This window comes from Streptomyces sp. NPDC126503, from assembly GCF_040302405.1.
Classification (GTDB): Bacteria; Actinomycetota; Actinomycetes; order Streptomycetales; family Streptomycetaceae; genus Streptomyces; species Streptomyces gulbargensis.
The window spans coordinates 72,296-85,502 of record NZ_JBEORS010000001.1; the positions used below are offsets into that span (position 1 = coordinate 72,296).

Consider the following 13,207-nt stretch of genomic DNA (forward strand, 5'->3'; position numbering starts at 1 on the left):
CATCTAGGCGCGGGCAACGGTCTTCGCGCACGCGGAGGCCGTTGCCCTCCCGGGACTCCCTCAGGCCACCGCCTCGGGCGACCGGCGGGGCGAGGGGACGACACCGTGCTGCTGCACGTCGGCAAAGACCTGTCCGCCCAGGGTCATCACGTTCAGGGTGGCGGAGTTCTCCCCCGCGATGGCCTTCTCCACGCGCGCGACGAGCAGGGAGAACGCCTCCCGCTTCGACAGCCCGTGGTACGGCCCGACCCGGGTCTCGAAGTAGATCCGCTCGTGCCCGAGAAGCTGCTCGGTGGACCGGTAGTTCTTCCACTGCTCCCTGAAGCGGTACACGCTCTCCAGGGACACCGCCGCGACGACCACCACGCTGAGCACGGTCGCCGTGACCCGCGCGAACCCCAGGTCGAGGTTGACGAAGACGGGGACCAGCGCGCCACCGACGACGGAGACGGTCCGCATCCGCAGGTGCATGGCCTTCATCCGGGCCGCTTTGGTGTCGTACCACTCCTGGTACTGCCCGAGTCTGCTCTCGATGTACTTCTGCGGCGTCATCTCACCGCTCTGCACGTCCGTGTCGGGCGCGTCCCCCAGCTCAGCCATGCCGGGAGTACACCCTGCCCCCGTGTTGACGTCAAACCGGCTCGCACCGCATGCCGTGGGCGGGCACCACCCACTCGCCCAGCCACGGATCGACGGCCCGCACGCGTACGGCCACGGTCTCCACGACCATCTCCGTATGGCGGGCGTACCGCCGCATCAGCCGCCACCGGAACCGCGCCGGCACCTCCCCCGGGGGCAGCTCCTCGTCGTCCAGGTGCACCCACCGGTCGTAGTTGGTCCGGTACGCCCGCACCTCCCGCCCGCACCGGGGGCACACAGCCGCCTCGATCCAGCCCAGGTCGTCCGGCCCCGGCTCCCCGGGCGGCGCGGCCGTCGCCCCCTCGTCCAGCGCGAAGTCGTTGGCGGCCCTGTCCCAGCACTCCTCGCACAGCACGGCCACCACCCGGACCCGCCCCCGCGCCCGCACACCGGGGCGCCCCTCCCCACACCCCTCACACCTCTCCGGGCGGTCCGCCCCTGTCGCCCCCATGTGCCCGAGTGTGACCGCCCCCTCACACCCTCCGACAGGTCGCCTTTCGGCCGTCGTCCCCGACGACGGCCGCCTGAGCGGTCCCGACGAGACACTCCTCCTCCAGCAGCTCCACCCGCTTACCCGCCCGGACGCCCCGGGGCTCCGAAGCGCCACCGACCAGCCGCTCGCACGGCGCCGCCCACAACTCCCGCACCTCCCGCAGGGCAGGACCGTCAGCAACCGCGTACCGCAACGCCACGTCGGCACCGGCACCGGCACCGGCCTGATCGGCGACCGAACGCCTGGCCGCCTCGAAGCCGAATGCACCCACCTTGACGTCCTGCATCGTGCTGCAGGACATCCCTGTCACCCGGGTGTCAGATCACAAGGCCGGGCATCTGCTCGTCGGCCGCCCTGCGAGGCCGTGCCACAACTTCCGCCGCGCGCCTGTCGTTTGCATGCTTGCGCTGGATGGAAGCTCGCAACTCATCCGGAGTCGGCCACGGCGCAGCCCGATGGATCATGCGATGACAGTTGGCGCATATGAGTGCGAGATCGCTGAGCTTCGTCCGCCCCTCGCCCGCTTCGTGCAGCGGCACGACGTGATGACATTCGATGTATCCGGCCCCGCGGTCGCCATAGACCTCCTCGAAGTCAAAACCGCACGCCTCGCACGCCAACCGCCCACCGCGCTGAAGTACGGAAGCAATCTTCTTCTTGCGCAGGCTCTTGCTCCGCTCCCGGGCCTTGTGCCGGCGGACGAGGAGGCGCCCCTCGGGGGCACCGTCATCATCGTCCTCCTCCACCTGTGGGGGCGTGTCCTGGAATGTGCCGGTGGTGAGACCACGCCGAATAAGCTGAGCCACCGCAGCCATCTCAGCCGGGTGGGCAAGGAAGTCCATCAGGACTTCGGAGTCGAGTGCGTTGCCGTTGGTGGGCTTCCCCGGGTAATCCGGGTGCCGACACGTGATGTCCACCGTTTTGCGAGCTACACCGTTGGGGTTCCTGAACAGCTCGTTCCGCTGCTCCACAGGATGGATCGGCATGGCCTGCAGCAGTGCGGACAGCTCGATCACGCGTGGGTCGTCGAACTCCAGCCGCTTCCAGCCATTGGCCATCGCCAGGTCGCAAGCAAGAATGATTTCGTCACGCGTCCAGTCCGGGCTCCGCGTCGCGCGGATGAGGAAACCCTGCCGGGCGAGCCACCTCGCAGCGTGCGATCTGCCTCCGCTCAACTCATCAGGCCTCAGGGCCCGGCCCTGGCTGAACTTGTGGGCCACACCGGCGATGGCTTTCGAGTCGTACGTCCGGTCCTCGTGAATGAGGAGGTACCCGGTGGACGGCATGTACCCGTACTTCGACAGGAACCGGTCACGGCCTAACTCGTCGTACTCCGCCATGGCTTTGAGGACGTCCTGCGGACCGATCTCACCTTTGCGCATGGCGGAAGGGTAAGGGTGGCCGCTGACAACCTGCTGGGGGGCCTCCTGGTGACGGGACGCATCCACCGGGCACGCAGCGGATCCGGCACCGCAGCTCTCTCCCTGTGCGTAGCCACAGCCGGCACAGATCGGGGCCACCGCAGCGAACCTCCGGTCCCCGTGATCGACGCTCGACCCGCACACATCCGGTAGGCGTGCCTCCGGCTCACTCATCGATCGCGAGCAGTCGCACCTTCTGGCAGGTCGGTGACCCGCCTGGCGGTCACCAAGTAGCCCGCGAAACTCACGCCCGGCCTGGCCTTCGCCCACCCGTCCGCCTTCTCCACCGGCACCAGCACGGTCGTGCCCGGAACGGGGCGGTTCGCCTTGTCCGTGGCACCCGGGGCCACCCCGTAACGGCAGTGCACCTCGACGATCGACACCACCTCCACCGAGGTGGGCATGCGTCCCCCGTCCTGGCCGTGATGCTCTTCGCAGAAGTCGATCTCATCCGCACGTTCGCCACCGACGATGTCGGCGTAGTCCTCCGGATCGACTTCCAGCAGGGTCCACGAGACGACATCCCCTGGCACGAAGCTCTCTCCGCAGCACTGCATCTGCCAGTCATCGACCCAAATCGTCAACGCCCTGTCGTCATTCTCCGCCGAGCGGCCCACGCTCATGAGGCTTCCCCCTTCGACAGCCACATCTTCGCTCTCCAGAGCCTCGACGCCGACATCACCTGACAGCCGGCGCTGTGGCGCCCCGGCCTGCGAGTGGGGCCATCTCTACCGCCCCACACCACAGGAGAGTGCGGCAAGTAAGTGGTGCGACACCCCACCGCCGGCTCCCGGCCGGGGAACGACGAAGGCCCAGGTTCCCGGTTCAGTACCGGTGACCTGGGCCTTTGTCTATCTACCTGCTGGTGGGCGCGGACGGTTTCGAACCGCCGACATCTGCTTTGTAAGTTCGCCCAACTGCGCTGTCAATCCCTGGACGGCGCTCCTGAACTAGCGGCGCTCAGGGCGTCGAAGGGGGTACGAGACCGCTCATGTACGCCGGTGTTGCCGTCACTGACTGCCGTCAGATCGGCGCACGAGACGCAGGAGCGCCGGGGTGTGCGCGCCACAGGCCCGACACAGGGCCCGCTTGGGCGGGGCCGTCACGAGAAGGTGGGATTCGATTGGCTGAGTCATCCGTTCTGCTCCCCGGATACGCTGGCTGTCACCAGCCGACGAACCGGGAGTGTGCGCCAAGGATGGGACCCAAGACGCAGAGGGTCTACGAGACGATCAGATCGTGGATCGAGTCCGGGCGCTACGGCCCCGGCGACAAGCTGCCGTCCGAGCGAGCGTTGAGCGCCGAGCTGGAGATCGGCCGCACCGCGCTGCGTCAGGTGCTCGCCCGTCTGTCGAACGAGCACTTCATCAAGGCTCATGACCGCAGCTCCTACCGCGTCCTCGGCGGCGAGAGTGTCCCGACGCCAGCGGAGATGGAGCCGTGGAAGATCCACGGCTCCCGCCACGTCTACGAGAACCGGTGGGTGAACCTGGACCTGGTCGATGTCGAACCACCCGGAGTCGAGCGCTTCGAACATCACGTCGTCCGCCTCTTCCGTGTAGCGGTTACGGCCGTCATCGATGACCAGGACCGCGTGCTCATGCTGTGGCGGTACCGCTTCGTGCCGCAGCAGTGGGGGTGGGAGCTGCCCGGCGGAATCGTCGACGAGGGCGAGGACACTGCCGCCACGGCGGCCCGTGAGACCGAAGAAGAAACGGGGTGGCGCCCCGGCCCTGTCGAGCACGTATTGAGCTACCAGCCGATGATCGGGATGGTCGACTCGCCGCATGAGATTTTTGTGGCACGTGGCGCCGAGAAGGTCGGCGAGCCAACCGACGCCGAGGAAGCTGGGGAGATCGCTTGGATCCCGCTTGACGACATCCCGCGTCTCATGACCGAGGGCAAGCTCATGGGCTCAGGCACGCTCGTCGCCCTGCTCCACATCCTCGCGTCTCGCTCTAGAGGCGCCCGGTAAGAAGCTCGACGCGCCGGCGGTACCGCACGGATCCCGTGCGGTTCGCCAGCAACCGGGCCTTCTGAAGATGGGTCCGCGCTTCGTCCAGCTCGCCCCGGGCCAGGTGTGCCTGGGTCAGGTCGCAATGGATGCCGGAGTTCGCACGAACAAAGGTCTCGTCGGCAGTTCGGAGCGACGCGTACAGCTCCTCCATTGCTGAGGCATCGCCCAGCTTAGCCAGGACGTTCCCCCGCCATCTCGACAGATGGCCGGTGTTGAGAAAGATGCTCAGCATGTCGGCGTCGCGCACCTCGCCATCGTCCGGAAGGAGTGCGGTCGCCCGCTCTAGGGCCGCCCTCGCGGCCGATTCCATCTCCGGGCCGCCGACGGCGGCACACAGCTCCGCCTCTGCCGCCGCCAGCCATGCCCTCAAGCGGGGTGACTGGCGTTCAGAATGAGTGCGCTGCGCGTCTCGCACCAGCTCAACGGCCAGCCGAGGCCGACCGGCATCCGCCAGTACGTACGCCTGCTCTCCCATGGCATGCGCCAGGTACAACGGGGATTCGGCGTCCTGAGCTGCCTTCTTGGCAAGTTCATACCGTCGCCATGCCCGATCCACGGCGCCGGCGTCCAGCGCCTGCCAGGCGGCGAGGGTGGATGCCCCCGCGAGGGCTGTCGCGATGGGCCGTCGCGCTCCTGGCAGCACAGCGAAAGTCAACGCTTCCTCCATCGCTGCCAAGTGGCCGTTCATCTGATCGACCAAGCCCGTTGCGCCCATCTGACGGTCCATGGTCCGGAGTAGTTCGGTCTGAGCCAGAAACGCTGGAACCATGGACTGACTCAGGCTGCCCGCAGCATCGATCCGGCTCAGCAGGTCTGAGTAGCCGTCCGCCTGAGGCTCGGGGGTCTCACCCTCGCCCCGCAGCTCGATGTCCGTGGCGCCAAGAAGCGGCCGCAGGATCGCGGCGTAACGATCCGTGATGGCGCGTCGCCCGTTCTCCCACTCTGACACGTAGGTCTTCAGGCTGGCCGCTGAGGCGATGTCGATGAGCCGCTGCTCCGCGAATCGACGCATCTCGTGAATCAGTCGGTCCTGAGACCACCCGCGTGCGGTCCGGATCGCCTTTAACCCCTTAGCCACGCCGCCTCCGTAAAGCCGCAGGTGAAAGCCGGTTAACCCCCATGAGGTTAACCCCAGTTGGCTACCGGGGCACCCCACTTAGGCCGTTCTCTGGAGGAGCACACCGACACGCAACCAGAACCTGGGGTTGCATCTGGTGCGCACCAGATGCCATTCTGTTGGTGCGCACCAGATGGGTGGTGAAGGCCCTGACGGCGTGTGCTCAAGGCGGGGACGCTGCAATCCCGCTGAAGGCCAGGGGACAGGGCTTCGGCCCGACTGGCGAGGTGGCCCGGTGACCGCGAGCAACGGCCGGAGAGTGGGGACGTGGTCCCCCTTGCAGTGCTTGTTTCGATCCGAGGGGACACAGTCCCCCTGACCCGAGGGCGTCTCGATGTACCGACGAAGACCCTGAGCGCCGCTTCTGCTGCATGCGGCCACCGCGTCACCTGACTTCGGCGTCCCGTGGGCCGCCGACCGGTTGCCTCCTCCGCCCGTCCGGCCCCCCTCCGAGGTGGCTGTACGGGCGGGGTTGAGGGGAGCCGGTAGCTCCCATCCCGTCTTGAAGGAGTTCGCCATGGAAGCTGTTGTCACGAGCGTCATTGCTGTGGTCGGCACCCTGCTCGGTGCTCTGGTCGCGGGGCTGTTGCAGTACCGCCTGACGCGGCGGGAGCGGGTGGCGGTGCAGGCCGCTGACTTACGGCGGGAGCGTCTGGCGGCGGTGACCGCGCTGGTCGCGGCCCTGGCGGAGCACCGCCGGGCGATGTGGGTCCGTGAGGACCTGCGGCTGAACGACGCGGACCGGGCCGCCTACGAGCAGGCCCGGACGGCGAGCCACGCCACCCGGGCCGCGATCACCGCCCCGCTCACGGCCGTGAAGATCCTGGTTCCCGCGCTGGCGGAGCACGCCGGCACAGCCGCTCGCGCCACCTACGGTCTGCGTCACGCGGCCGATGCCGCAGTGCTCGACGCCCGCCGGACCGAGGCGATCGAAGCCGCTGACCGGCTCGTGGCCGCTGCCGCCGACGCCCTCTGAGTTGTTCGCCCCGATGGTCGCAGGCCGGGTCCGACTCCCGGCCGGGGCACGGGCCCGCGCCACAAGGCGAGAACCCCCGGTGCGGGAACACCGGGGGTTCGGTCGGGCCGTTCCTGGTTGAAGGGAGCACGACCCAATGAAGTCCATCGCTGCACTTCAGGCCGTTGTTACGGCCACCTCGTTCGACGGCGGGCCGTCGGATGCGGAGCTGGATGCGATTGAGCGTGAGATGCCGCTGATTGAGGCGGAGATCGAGCTGCTGGACGTGGAGATCTGGATGCTGGACCGTCCGGCCACCGCGCTGGACGAGCGGCGTATCCGCCGGGCCCGTAACCGGGTCCTGGACGAGCGCCGGAACCTCACCAACCGTGCGGGGCTCGCGCAGTCGGGCGGTGCGGCGTGAACGCCCTCACCTACTGGTTCCTGCTGGCCCTGTGCTTCGCCACGGAGGTCTGGGGCATCGCGATCGGCGTCCGTGACCTCACCCTGGCCGGCGCCCTGGCCGGGTGCGGCGTCATCGCCGTCCACCGGCTCCTGCTGCGCGCTGACGCGTACGAGGAGTTCGCCGGGGCGGGTGAGGACCGGTGAAGCCCACCACGCACGGCCCAGGCCCGGACCTGTCGCCCGGCCACGAGCGGGACCGGCCGACCGCCGATACGAGCACCGCCGCTGCGGGGAGGCCGCTGGGCAAGGTTCAGCGGGTCGTGCTGGGGTTGGCGTTCGTGCCGATGCTCGCCACCGGCGGCGCCGGCGCCTACGGCACCTACACCAACATCACCTCCAAGTTCGGATCGGGGACGGCGGTGGGTGCGGTCGCGGCCGGTGAGGGTGCGACCGCCGTCCTGGCGATCGTGCTGCTCGGCTTGACGCTGCTGGGGCAGTCGGCGCCGCTGGTCATCCGGGCCGGGCTGTGGGCCCTGCCGGCCGCAGCGTCGGTCATGTCCGCCATGGCCGCCAGCACCAAGGAAGAAGCCGTCATCTACGCCCTGACCCCGCTGGGCATGACCGCCTCCGCCGAAGGAGCGGCGTTCCTGGCCCGGCGGATCGTCGTCTACCGCGACGGACGGGACGCCGAGGCCGAACGCCGCGCGGCCGAGACCGTCCAGGCGTTGGCCTACCAGCGGGCGCGGGCCGTGAACCACCCGGACGAGAAGGTTCGGCGTCGGTCGGATCTGAAGGCGTGGAAGCTCGCCGCCAGGGTCGGCACCGGTGACCTCGCCCTCGGCGAGCAGCTTCTCGATGTCCAGCGTCAGCAGCTCACCGCCGGCGTGAACGCCGCCCTCGCGGCCATGTTCGGCACCACCAACGGCGCCCCCGTCCTCACGGATCGGGGTGGGATGGTGGTGGAGCTGGAGGTGGACCGGTCCACCGAATCGATCCACCCCGCAAACATGGAGGAATCTACCCAGGCTGTCACAGAACGGTCTACCTCTGACCTGCCCGTTCCCGCACTCGCCCCGGCGCCTACCGAGCCGGTGCCGGACGGGGAGGAGGAGCCTGCTCCGGCCGTGTCGGTCGGGTCGACCGGTCGGGTCTCCGTCCGGGCCGTGGCGGCTGAGCAGGCGCCGCGCCGGCGGGCGACCGGTCGGGTCCCCGCCGCCGCCAAAACCACCCAGCCGCGCCGCACCAAGGATGAACTCCTGGCTGAGGCACGGCAGTTGACGGAGGGGTGGCCGGTCGAGCAACTGACGGCCGACCGGATCCGACGCGCGGTACGTACGTCCCCGGAGAAGGGCCGCTGGCTGCGCGAGACCCTGCGCACGGAACGGGCTGAGGCGGCGTGAGCGCGCTGCCGGTCTACCGGTGGCGTCTGGCCCCGGAGGGTCTGGCCACGTTCCGGCAACTGCGGGCGATGGGGCTGCGCCCCGGTGGGCAGCCCGTCGTGGCGCAGCTGGAGCGGCCCCGCCGCCGGGGCCGCCCGCCGCTGGTCGCGTTCCTCTATCGCGTCGACCGGGCCAAGCCGGTCCGGCCGATGACCCCGGCGAAGCGGGCCGCGCTGGAGCGGGCGAACACCGCCCGGCAGATCTGCCCCGCCTGCGGGCGGGACGCCGGATACCGCATCCCCACCTCGCTCGGCACCTGCACCCCCTGCGCCTACCCCGACACCCAGGCCGCTGCCTGACTGGGAGATCACCATGCAGACCGCTGACATGCAGGGCTCGCACATGTACGTGCTGACTCTCCAGAACAACCGTGGCGCCACGTGCACGCTCACCGGCACCCACACCCCGCCCCCGGGCCGGACCCGCTTCGACACGCTTCTCCAGCTCCAGGCCGACGCGGCCCGCCACCTGCCCTCCATGGAGGGCGCGACGGTCCTGTTCTTCGCCATGGAGCTCAACCACTTCTGAGAGGAACCCGGTCATGAGCAACCTCCCTGAGCCGGTCCGGGTCGTGCAGCTCCCGGACGGCACCTTCACCTACGCCGACCACCTTCCCGCCCCGCTCCAGCCGGGCCCGCAGGTGGTGCACCAGCACATCCATCAGGCACCGCCCGACCGGACGATGCAGCGCATCGCGCTCGGCTCCGGGATCGGCGCCGGCACGGTCGCCGCGGGCGTCTACTTCGGTCCCCTCCTCGTCGGCACGCTGACCGCGATCGCCGCGAACCTCGCCCTCCTCGCGTTCCTCGCCGTCGCTCTGGCCTGGGGTGTCCACACCGTCGTGAAGTCGATCGGCGGCCCTGACGGGCAGCAGGCCGCGAAGACCGTCGCCAGGGCCCGCCGGGGCCGGAAGGGGAAGTGACATGTTCCGAGGCGGACAGAAAGTCCTGATCATCGCCTGCGAGGACGACCCCCGCGCCATCGGCAAAACCGGCCGGATCCTGGACGAAGTTCCCCCCGGGCCGCTCACGAACGGCCGGTGGACCGTCCACCGCATCAGCATCTGGATCGCCCCGGTCCTGTGCCACGCCCACGAACTGAAGCCCCTGGACTGACGACTGCCTGCGGCCCCCGCCCGGTGCGGGGGCCGTGGGGAGTCGGGACAGTCCCGGCCCCGGAAGGGACCCGTCATGGCCGCCAGGAACAACGCCGAGTACGACCCGCAGCACCCGCCGCTCACCGTTGGCGAGGGCGTGAAGTTCGGCTGGTACATCGCCCGCATGGCCAAGCGCGGCATCGCCGGCGAAACCGTCTACCAGGGCGACCTGGAGAAGAAGGTCGACCGGCTGCTGGACCGCGCCCGCGACCGCGCCGAGAAGAACGCCAAGCAGAACCGGAAGTAGCTGTGCCCCGGGGCGGCCGACAGCCGCCAAGCATCCCGACCGCCCCGGGCCTTCCCCCTCCACTCTTTCGAGCAGCAGGAGACGTCCAGCATGACCGAGACCCCTACGGCCGCGCACCTGCGGCCGGTGCCCGACATAGACCGTGACGAGGAGCTGTCCGCCGCTCCGGTGGCGGTGGACAACCCGAACCTTCCCGATCCGAAGGTGACGGTGGAGAAGCGCAAGCCGGTGCTGGCCGGGTGGCTGACGAACCGGCGGGACTTTCTGGCGACTGCCCGGCACGCGGGGGCGAACGTCGGCTACGCCGCGCTCTACCACGGGGTGCGGATCCCGGTGTATGCCGGGCGGCTGGCGATGATGTCGCCGCGGGGAGCGTGCCGGTTCGTCGCGTCCACCAACCGGTGGGTGTGGGACCGGGAGGCCGCGCCGCTGCGGGACTACGCGGTGCGCACGGAGGACGTGGAGGAGTACATGCGCCTGGCCCGGCTGCGGGCCGGGCGGATCCGGCTGCGCGGTCTGGTCACCCTCGTCTCCCTCGTCTTCGGCGCCGGATTCGCGCTCTGGCTGTACGTCATCGCCCCGGCCTACCTCATCGTGTTCGCGACCGGTGGGGTGCTGCTGCTGGGGATGGCCGGGCAGCAGCCCGACGCCCCGGTCGTCGGCCCGGCGGTGCTGAAGACGGAGATCCAGAAGCTCACCGGGTCGATCGTGCTGCGGGGGCTGGACTCGATCGGCAACGCGAAGATCTCCGCCGCCATCAAGAAGGGCGGCGACATGAACGGGCTCCGGTTCGTCTCCGAGATCGTGCGGGACGGGCCCGGCTACCGGGCCGATCTCGACTTGCCCTACGGCGTGACGCCCGAGGACATCATGGAGGCCCGCAAGCCTCTCGCCTCCGGTCTTCGGCGGAAGGTCGGCTGTGTGTGGCCCGCGCCGGACCCGTCCGAGCATGAAGGGCGGCTGGTGCTGTGGGTCGGGGACAAGCCGATGAACGAGACGACCAAGCCCGCCTGGCCGCTGCTGAAGTCTGGAACGGTCGACCTGTTCCAGCCGGTCGTGTTCGGCAACGACCAGCGGATGCGGGACGTGGCGGTGACGCTCATGTTCGCAGCCGTGGTCGTCGGCTCCGTGCCCCGCATGGGCAAGACGTTCCTGATGCGGCTGCTGCTGCTGATCGCCGCTCTCGACCCGCGCGCCGAGATTCACGCGTTCGATTTCAAGGGCACCGGCGACTTCGGCGCCCTGGAGCCGGTGTGCCACCGTTACCGCGCGGGTGAGGAAGACGAGGACATCGAATATGTCGTGGACTCGCTGCGGGAACTGAAGGAGGAGCTGCGCCGGCGGGCGAAGGTCATCAAGTCCCTGCCGCGCTCGCGCTGCCCGGAGTCGAAGGTCACCCCGGCCCTGGCGGATGACAAGTCGCTCGGGCTGCACCCGATCGTGGTCGGGTTCGATGAGTGCCAGGTTCCCTTTGAGCACGACGAGTACGGGGCGGAGATCGAAGCGATCTGCACCGATCTCGTCAAGCGTGGGCCCGCGCTCGGGATCGTGACGCTGTTCGGCACCCAGCGCCCGGACGCGAAGTCCCTGCCCACCGGGATCTCCGCCAACGCGATCCTCAGGTTCTGCCTGAAGGTGATGGGGCAGCCCGCCAACGACATGGTGCTGGGCACGTCGATGTACAAGTCCGGGTATCGGGCCACGATGTTCTCCCGTTCGGACCGGGGCATCTGCTGGATGGCCGGTGAGGGCGATGACCCGAAGATCGTGGCTTCCGCGTTCGTGGATGCGGTCGCCGCCGAACAGGTCGTCGCCCGGGCCCGCAAGGCCCGCGAGGAGTACGGCAACGTCACCGGCCACGCCGTCGGCAAGGGCCCCGACAAGTCCGCCGGCCACGACATCCTGGCCGACATCCTCGACGTCATCAACGACGGCGAGAAGGCCGTGTGGTGCGAGCGGATCGCTACCCGCCTCGCGGCTCTGCGCCCCGACGCCTACACCGGCTGGAAGGGCGAGAACGTCACTGCCGCCCTCAAGCCCCACGGCATCAAGCCCGGACAGGTCTGGGGCACCACCGACGACGGCAAGGGCGCCAACCGGCGCGGCATCGACCGCACCGACATCACCGCCGCCATCACCCGCCGTAACAACGAGCGGGCCGCCGCCTGAGCTCAGCAAGACCGCTAGACCTAGCAGCCCCGCCTGCTAGGTCTAGCACCCCCGCTAGCACCCCAAAGTGCCCTTGACCTGCACGCTAGCGTCTAGCGGCCTACCTGCGAAAAACCCCCGGAACCGCCCTGTCGAAGGGATGGAGACCCCCTGATGGCCCTCGCTAGCCTCGCCGCCCTGCTCACCCTCGCCGGTTACGCACTGTTGTGTGCGCTCTCGCCGTTCGGGACCTGCCGCAAGTGCCGGGGACTGGGCGGCAGGGTCATCCTCGACCGCAAGAAGCGCCCCAAGCGAGCCGAGCCCTGCCGCCGCTGCAAGGGCCACGGCAAACGTCTGCGCATCGGCCGGCGCCTGACCAACCACAGCCGCGTCATCCACCGCGACGGCACCCGCTGACCTTCAAGACGCCTCCACCGGTCACCGTCAAAGGAGATACCGCCATGGCCGTGACCATCTCCCTGGTCCTGCTGTTCGGGCTCGTCCTGTTCTTCCTCCTGCGCTCCAAGGAACTCGGCCCCGGCGGTGCGTTCACCGCCGCCGGGTTCGGGTTCTTCCTCGCCTCCACCGGCGCCGCCGGGCCCATCAACCGCCTCGCACAGTCCCTCATCGACGCCGCCGCCAACCTCTGAGGAGTTTCGCTCGTGTTCGAGATCCGGATCATCTGCGACCCCGCCGACACCGACCGCATCACCACCACGCTCGGCGCCGCCTTCACCACCGGACCCGTCCGGCAGGCACCCACCCGCGACCGCACCCGGGCCCGGCTCTACGTCACCGCCGAACACACGCCGGAGCCTGAGTGGCCTACCCCCGAGCAGGCGTACACCGGGGCGCCGAGCATCGCCCGCGAGACCCGGTGGTGCTCCGAGCACGTCGACAACCCCAACTACGACGGCGAAGGCGACCGGGAGTTCTGGATCCGCTGGGCCGCCCTCCTCGACCGCCACGCCCTCAACGCCCGGGCACGCGGACGACGGAGCCCCACCGAGGCTGATGCCGAGCACGTGGCCCGTCACCTCATGGACATCGACGGCGCCACCGTCATCTGCGACCCCCGCCACTACGTCCGCCAGCAGTACCACCGCTGGCTCACCCACCCGTAGCTACGCCGAGGGCGGCCCCCGTCTCGCCAAAGCCTGGGGCCGCCCT

At 69.5% G+C, this 13,207-nt stretch carries 20 protein-coding genes; 14 read left to right on the plus strand and 6 right to left on the minus strand.

What is annotated here, in order from left to right:
- Positions 1–60: 60 nt before the first annotated feature.
- The 5 genes from ABTY40_RS00390 to ABTY40_RS00410 form a co-directional block, all read right to left on the minus strand.
- Complete coding sequence (locus ABTY40_RS00390; RefSeq protein ID WP_352057476.1) at positions 61–600, minus strand: DUF4231 domain-containing protein; 540 nt, start codon at positions 598–600, stop codon at positions 61–63.
- A 31-nt stretch (positions 601–631) separates the two neighbouring features.
- On the minus strand, positions 632–1,027 hold the full coding sequence (locus tag ABTY40_RS00395; protein ID WP_352057477.1) for a DUF6083 domain-containing protein: 396 nt from the start codon (positions 1,025–1,027) through the stop codon (positions 632–634).
- Positions 1,028–1,112: 85 nt separating this feature from the next.
- Complete coding sequence (locus tag ABTY40_RS00400) at positions 1,113–1,418, minus strand: hypothetical protein (protein WP_352057478.1); 306 nt, start codon at positions 1,416–1,418, stop codon at positions 1,113–1,115.
- Positions 1,419–1,449: 31 nt separating this feature from the next.
- Complete coding sequence (locus tag ABTY40_RS00405; RefSeq protein WP_352057479.1) at positions 1,450–2,514, minus strand: HNH endonuclease; 1,065 nt, start codon at positions 2,512–2,514, stop codon at positions 1,450–1,452.
- A 209-nt stretch (positions 2,515–2,723) separates the two neighbouring features.
- On the minus strand, positions 2,724–3,176 hold the full coding sequence (locus tag ABTY40_RS00410; protein ID WP_352057480.1) for a DUF6578 domain-containing protein: 453 nt from the start codon (positions 3,174–3,176) through the stop codon (positions 2,724–2,726).
- A gap of 575 nt (positions 3,177–3,751) precedes the next feature.
- Between ABTY40_RS00410 and ABTY40_RS00415 the strand changes: the two genes are divergently transcribed.
- Positions 3,752–4,528, plus strand: a complete 777-nt coding sequence (locus ABTY40_RS00415; RefSeq protein WP_352057481.1) for an NUDIX domain-containing protein — start codon at positions 3,752–3,754, stop codon at positions 4,526–4,528.
- On the opposite strand, the gene ABTY40_RS00420 is transcribed toward ABTY40_RS00415, so the two are convergent.
- Complete coding sequence (locus tag ABTY40_RS00420) at positions 4,512–5,582, minus strand: NsdA family TPR-like regulatory protein (RefSeq protein WP_502990447.1); 1,071 nt, start codon at positions 5,580–5,582, stop codon at positions 4,512–4,514. The two genes, ABTY40_RS00415 and ABTY40_RS00420, sit on opposite strands and share 17 nt — an antisense overlap.
- 622 nt (positions 5,583–6,204) lie before the next feature.
- Here ABTY40_RS00420 and kilB point away from each other — a divergent pair.
- The 13 genes from kilB (at position 6,205) to ABTY40_RS00485 (ending at position 13,161) form a co-directional block, all read left to right on the plus strand.
- Positions 6,205–6,663 (plus strand): plasmid transfer protein KilB, encoded by a 459-nt coding sequence (kilB, locus tag ABTY40_RS00425; RefSeq protein ID WP_352057483.1) that lies wholly within the window; start codon positions 6,205–6,207, stop codon positions 6,661–6,663.
- A gap of 136 nt (positions 6,664–6,799) precedes the next feature.
- Positions 6,800–7,066: a DUF6284 family protein gene (locus ABTY40_RS00430; RefSeq protein ID WP_352057484.1), complete on the plus strand. Its 267-nt coding sequence runs from the start codon at positions 6,800–6,802 to the stop codon at positions 7,064–7,066.
- Positions 7,063–7,251, plus strand: a complete 189-nt coding sequence (locus tag ABTY40_RS00435; RefSeq protein WP_352057485.1) for a hypothetical protein — start codon at positions 7,063–7,065, stop codon at positions 7,249–7,251. The genes ABTY40_RS00430 and ABTY40_RS00435 overlap by 4 nt, the downstream gene beginning before the upstream one ends.
- A gap of 116 nt (positions 7,252–7,367) precedes the next feature.
- Positions 7,368–8,447, plus strand: coding sequence for a conjugal transfer protein (locus ABTY40_RS00440; RefSeq protein ID WP_352057486.1), 1,080 nt, complete (start codon positions 7,368–7,370; stop codon positions 8,445–8,447).
- The gene (locus tag ABTY40_RS00445; RefSeq protein WP_352057487.1) at positions 8,444–8,785 is read left to right on the plus strand and encodes an RRQRL motif-containing zinc-binding protein; all 342 of its coding nucleotides are present in this window, start codon (positions 8,444–8,446) and stop codon (positions 8,783–8,785) included. The genes ABTY40_RS00440 and ABTY40_RS00445 overlap by 4 nt, the downstream gene beginning before the upstream one ends.
- A gap of 13 nt (positions 8,786–8,798) precedes the next feature.
- Complete coding sequence (locus ABTY40_RS00450) at positions 8,799–9,014, plus strand: hypothetical protein (protein ID WP_352057488.1); 216 nt, start codon at positions 8,799–8,801, stop codon at positions 9,012–9,014.
- Between the two features lie 13 nt (positions 9,015–9,027).
- Positions 9,028–9,408, plus strand: coding sequence for a DUF6251 family protein (locus ABTY40_RS00455; protein WP_352057489.1), 381 nt, complete (start codon positions 9,028–9,030; stop codon positions 9,406–9,408).
- 1 nt (position 9,409) lies between these two features.
- Positions 9,410–9,601, plus strand: coding sequence for a hypothetical protein (locus tag ABTY40_RS00460; RefSeq protein ID WP_352057490.1), 192 nt, complete (start codon positions 9,410–9,412; stop codon positions 9,599–9,601).
- A 75-nt stretch (positions 9,602–9,676) separates the two neighbouring features.
- Positions 9,677–9,889, plus strand: a complete 213-nt coding sequence (locus ABTY40_RS00465) for a DUF6257 family protein (protein ID WP_352057491.1) — start codon at positions 9,677–9,679, stop codon at positions 9,887–9,889.
- A gap of 90 nt (positions 9,890–9,979) precedes the next feature.
- Positions 9,980–12,058, plus strand: a complete 2,079-nt coding sequence (locus tag ABTY40_RS00470; protein WP_352057492.1) for a cell division protein FtsK — start codon at positions 9,980–9,982, stop codon at positions 12,056–12,058.
- Positions 12,059–12,211: 153 nt separating this feature from the next.
- Positions 12,212–12,454 carry a hypothetical protein gene (locus ABTY40_RS00475; RefSeq protein ID WP_352057493.1) on the plus strand — a complete coding sequence of 81 codons (243 nt, stop codon included), beginning with the start codon at positions 12,212–12,214 and terminating at the stop codon, positions 12,452–12,454.
- Between the two features lie 44 nt (positions 12,455–12,498).
- Positions 12,499–12,687, plus strand: a complete 189-nt coding sequence (locus ABTY40_RS00480) for a hypothetical protein (protein ID WP_352057494.1) — start codon at positions 12,499–12,501, stop codon at positions 12,685–12,687.
- Between the two features lie 12 nt (positions 12,688–12,699).
- On the plus strand, positions 12,700–13,161 hold the full coding sequence (locus ABTY40_RS00485; RefSeq protein ID WP_352057495.1) for a hypothetical protein: 462 nt from the start codon (positions 12,700–12,702) through the stop codon (positions 13,159–13,161).
- The last annotated feature ends 46 nt before the right edge of the window (positions 13,162–13,207 follow it).

Bases quoted from the DNA above. Each gene is read 5' to 3' on its own strand.
- ABTY40_RS00410 (WP_352057480.1), bottom strand. From the start codon at position 3,176: ATGAGCGTGGGCCGCTCGGCGGAGAATGACGACAGGGCGTTGACGATT.
- ABTY40_RS00450 (WP_352057488.1), top strand. From the start codon at position 8,799: ATGCAGACCGCTGACATGCAGGGCTCGCACATGTACGTGCTGACTCTC.
- ABTY40_RS00470 (WP_352057492.1), top strand. From the start codon at position 9,980: ATGACCGAGACCCCTACGGCCGCGCACCTGCGGCCGGTGCCCGACATA.
- ABTY40_RS00400 (WP_352057478.1), bottom strand. From the start codon at position 1,418: ATGCAGGACGTCAAGGTGGGTGCATTCGGCTTCGAGGCGGCCAGGCGT.
- ABTY40_RS00390 (WP_352057476.1), bottom strand. From the start codon at position 600: ATGGCTGAGCTGGGGGACGCGCCCGACACGGACGTGCAGAGCGGTGAG.
- ABTY40_RS00480 (WP_352057494.1), top strand. From the start codon at position 12,499: ATGGCCGTGACCATCTCCCTGGTCCTGCTGTTCGGGCTCGTCCTGTTC.
- ABTY40_RS00455 (WP_352057489.1), top strand. From the start codon at position 9,028: ATGAGCAACCTCCCTGAGCCGGTCCGGGTCGTGCAGCTCCCGGACGGC.
- ABTY40_RS00460 (WP_352057490.1), top strand. From the start codon at position 9,410: ATGTTCCGAGGCGGACAGAAAGTCCTGATCATCGCCTGCGAGGACGAC.
- kilB (WP_352057483.1), top strand. From the start codon at position 6,205: ATGGAAGCTGTTGTCACGAGCGTCATTGCTGTGGTCGGCACCCTGCTC.
- ABTY40_RS00415 (WP_352057481.1), top strand. From the start codon at position 3,752: ATGGGACCCAAGACGCAGAGGGTCTACGAGACGATCAGATCGTGGATC.
- ABTY40_RS00420 (WP_502990447.1), bottom strand. From the start codon at position 5,582: ATGCGTCGATTCGCGGAGCAGCGGCTCATCGACATCGCCTCAGCGGCC.
- ABTY40_RS00475 (WP_352057493.1), top strand. From the start codon at position 12,212: ATGGCCCTCGCTAGCCTCGCCGCCCTGCTCACCCTCGCCGGTTACGCA.
- ABTY40_RS00405 (WP_352057479.1), bottom strand. From the start codon at position 2,514: ATGCGCAAAGGTGAGATCGGTCCGCAGGACGTCCTCAAAGCCATGGCG.
- ABTY40_RS00430 (WP_352057484.1), top strand. From the start codon at position 6,800: ATGAAGTCCATCGCTGCACTTCAGGCCGTTGTTACGGCCACCTCGTTC.
- ABTY40_RS00465 (WP_352057491.1), top strand. From the start codon at position 9,677: ATGGCCGCCAGGAACAACGCCGAGTACGACCCGCAGCACCCGCCGCTC.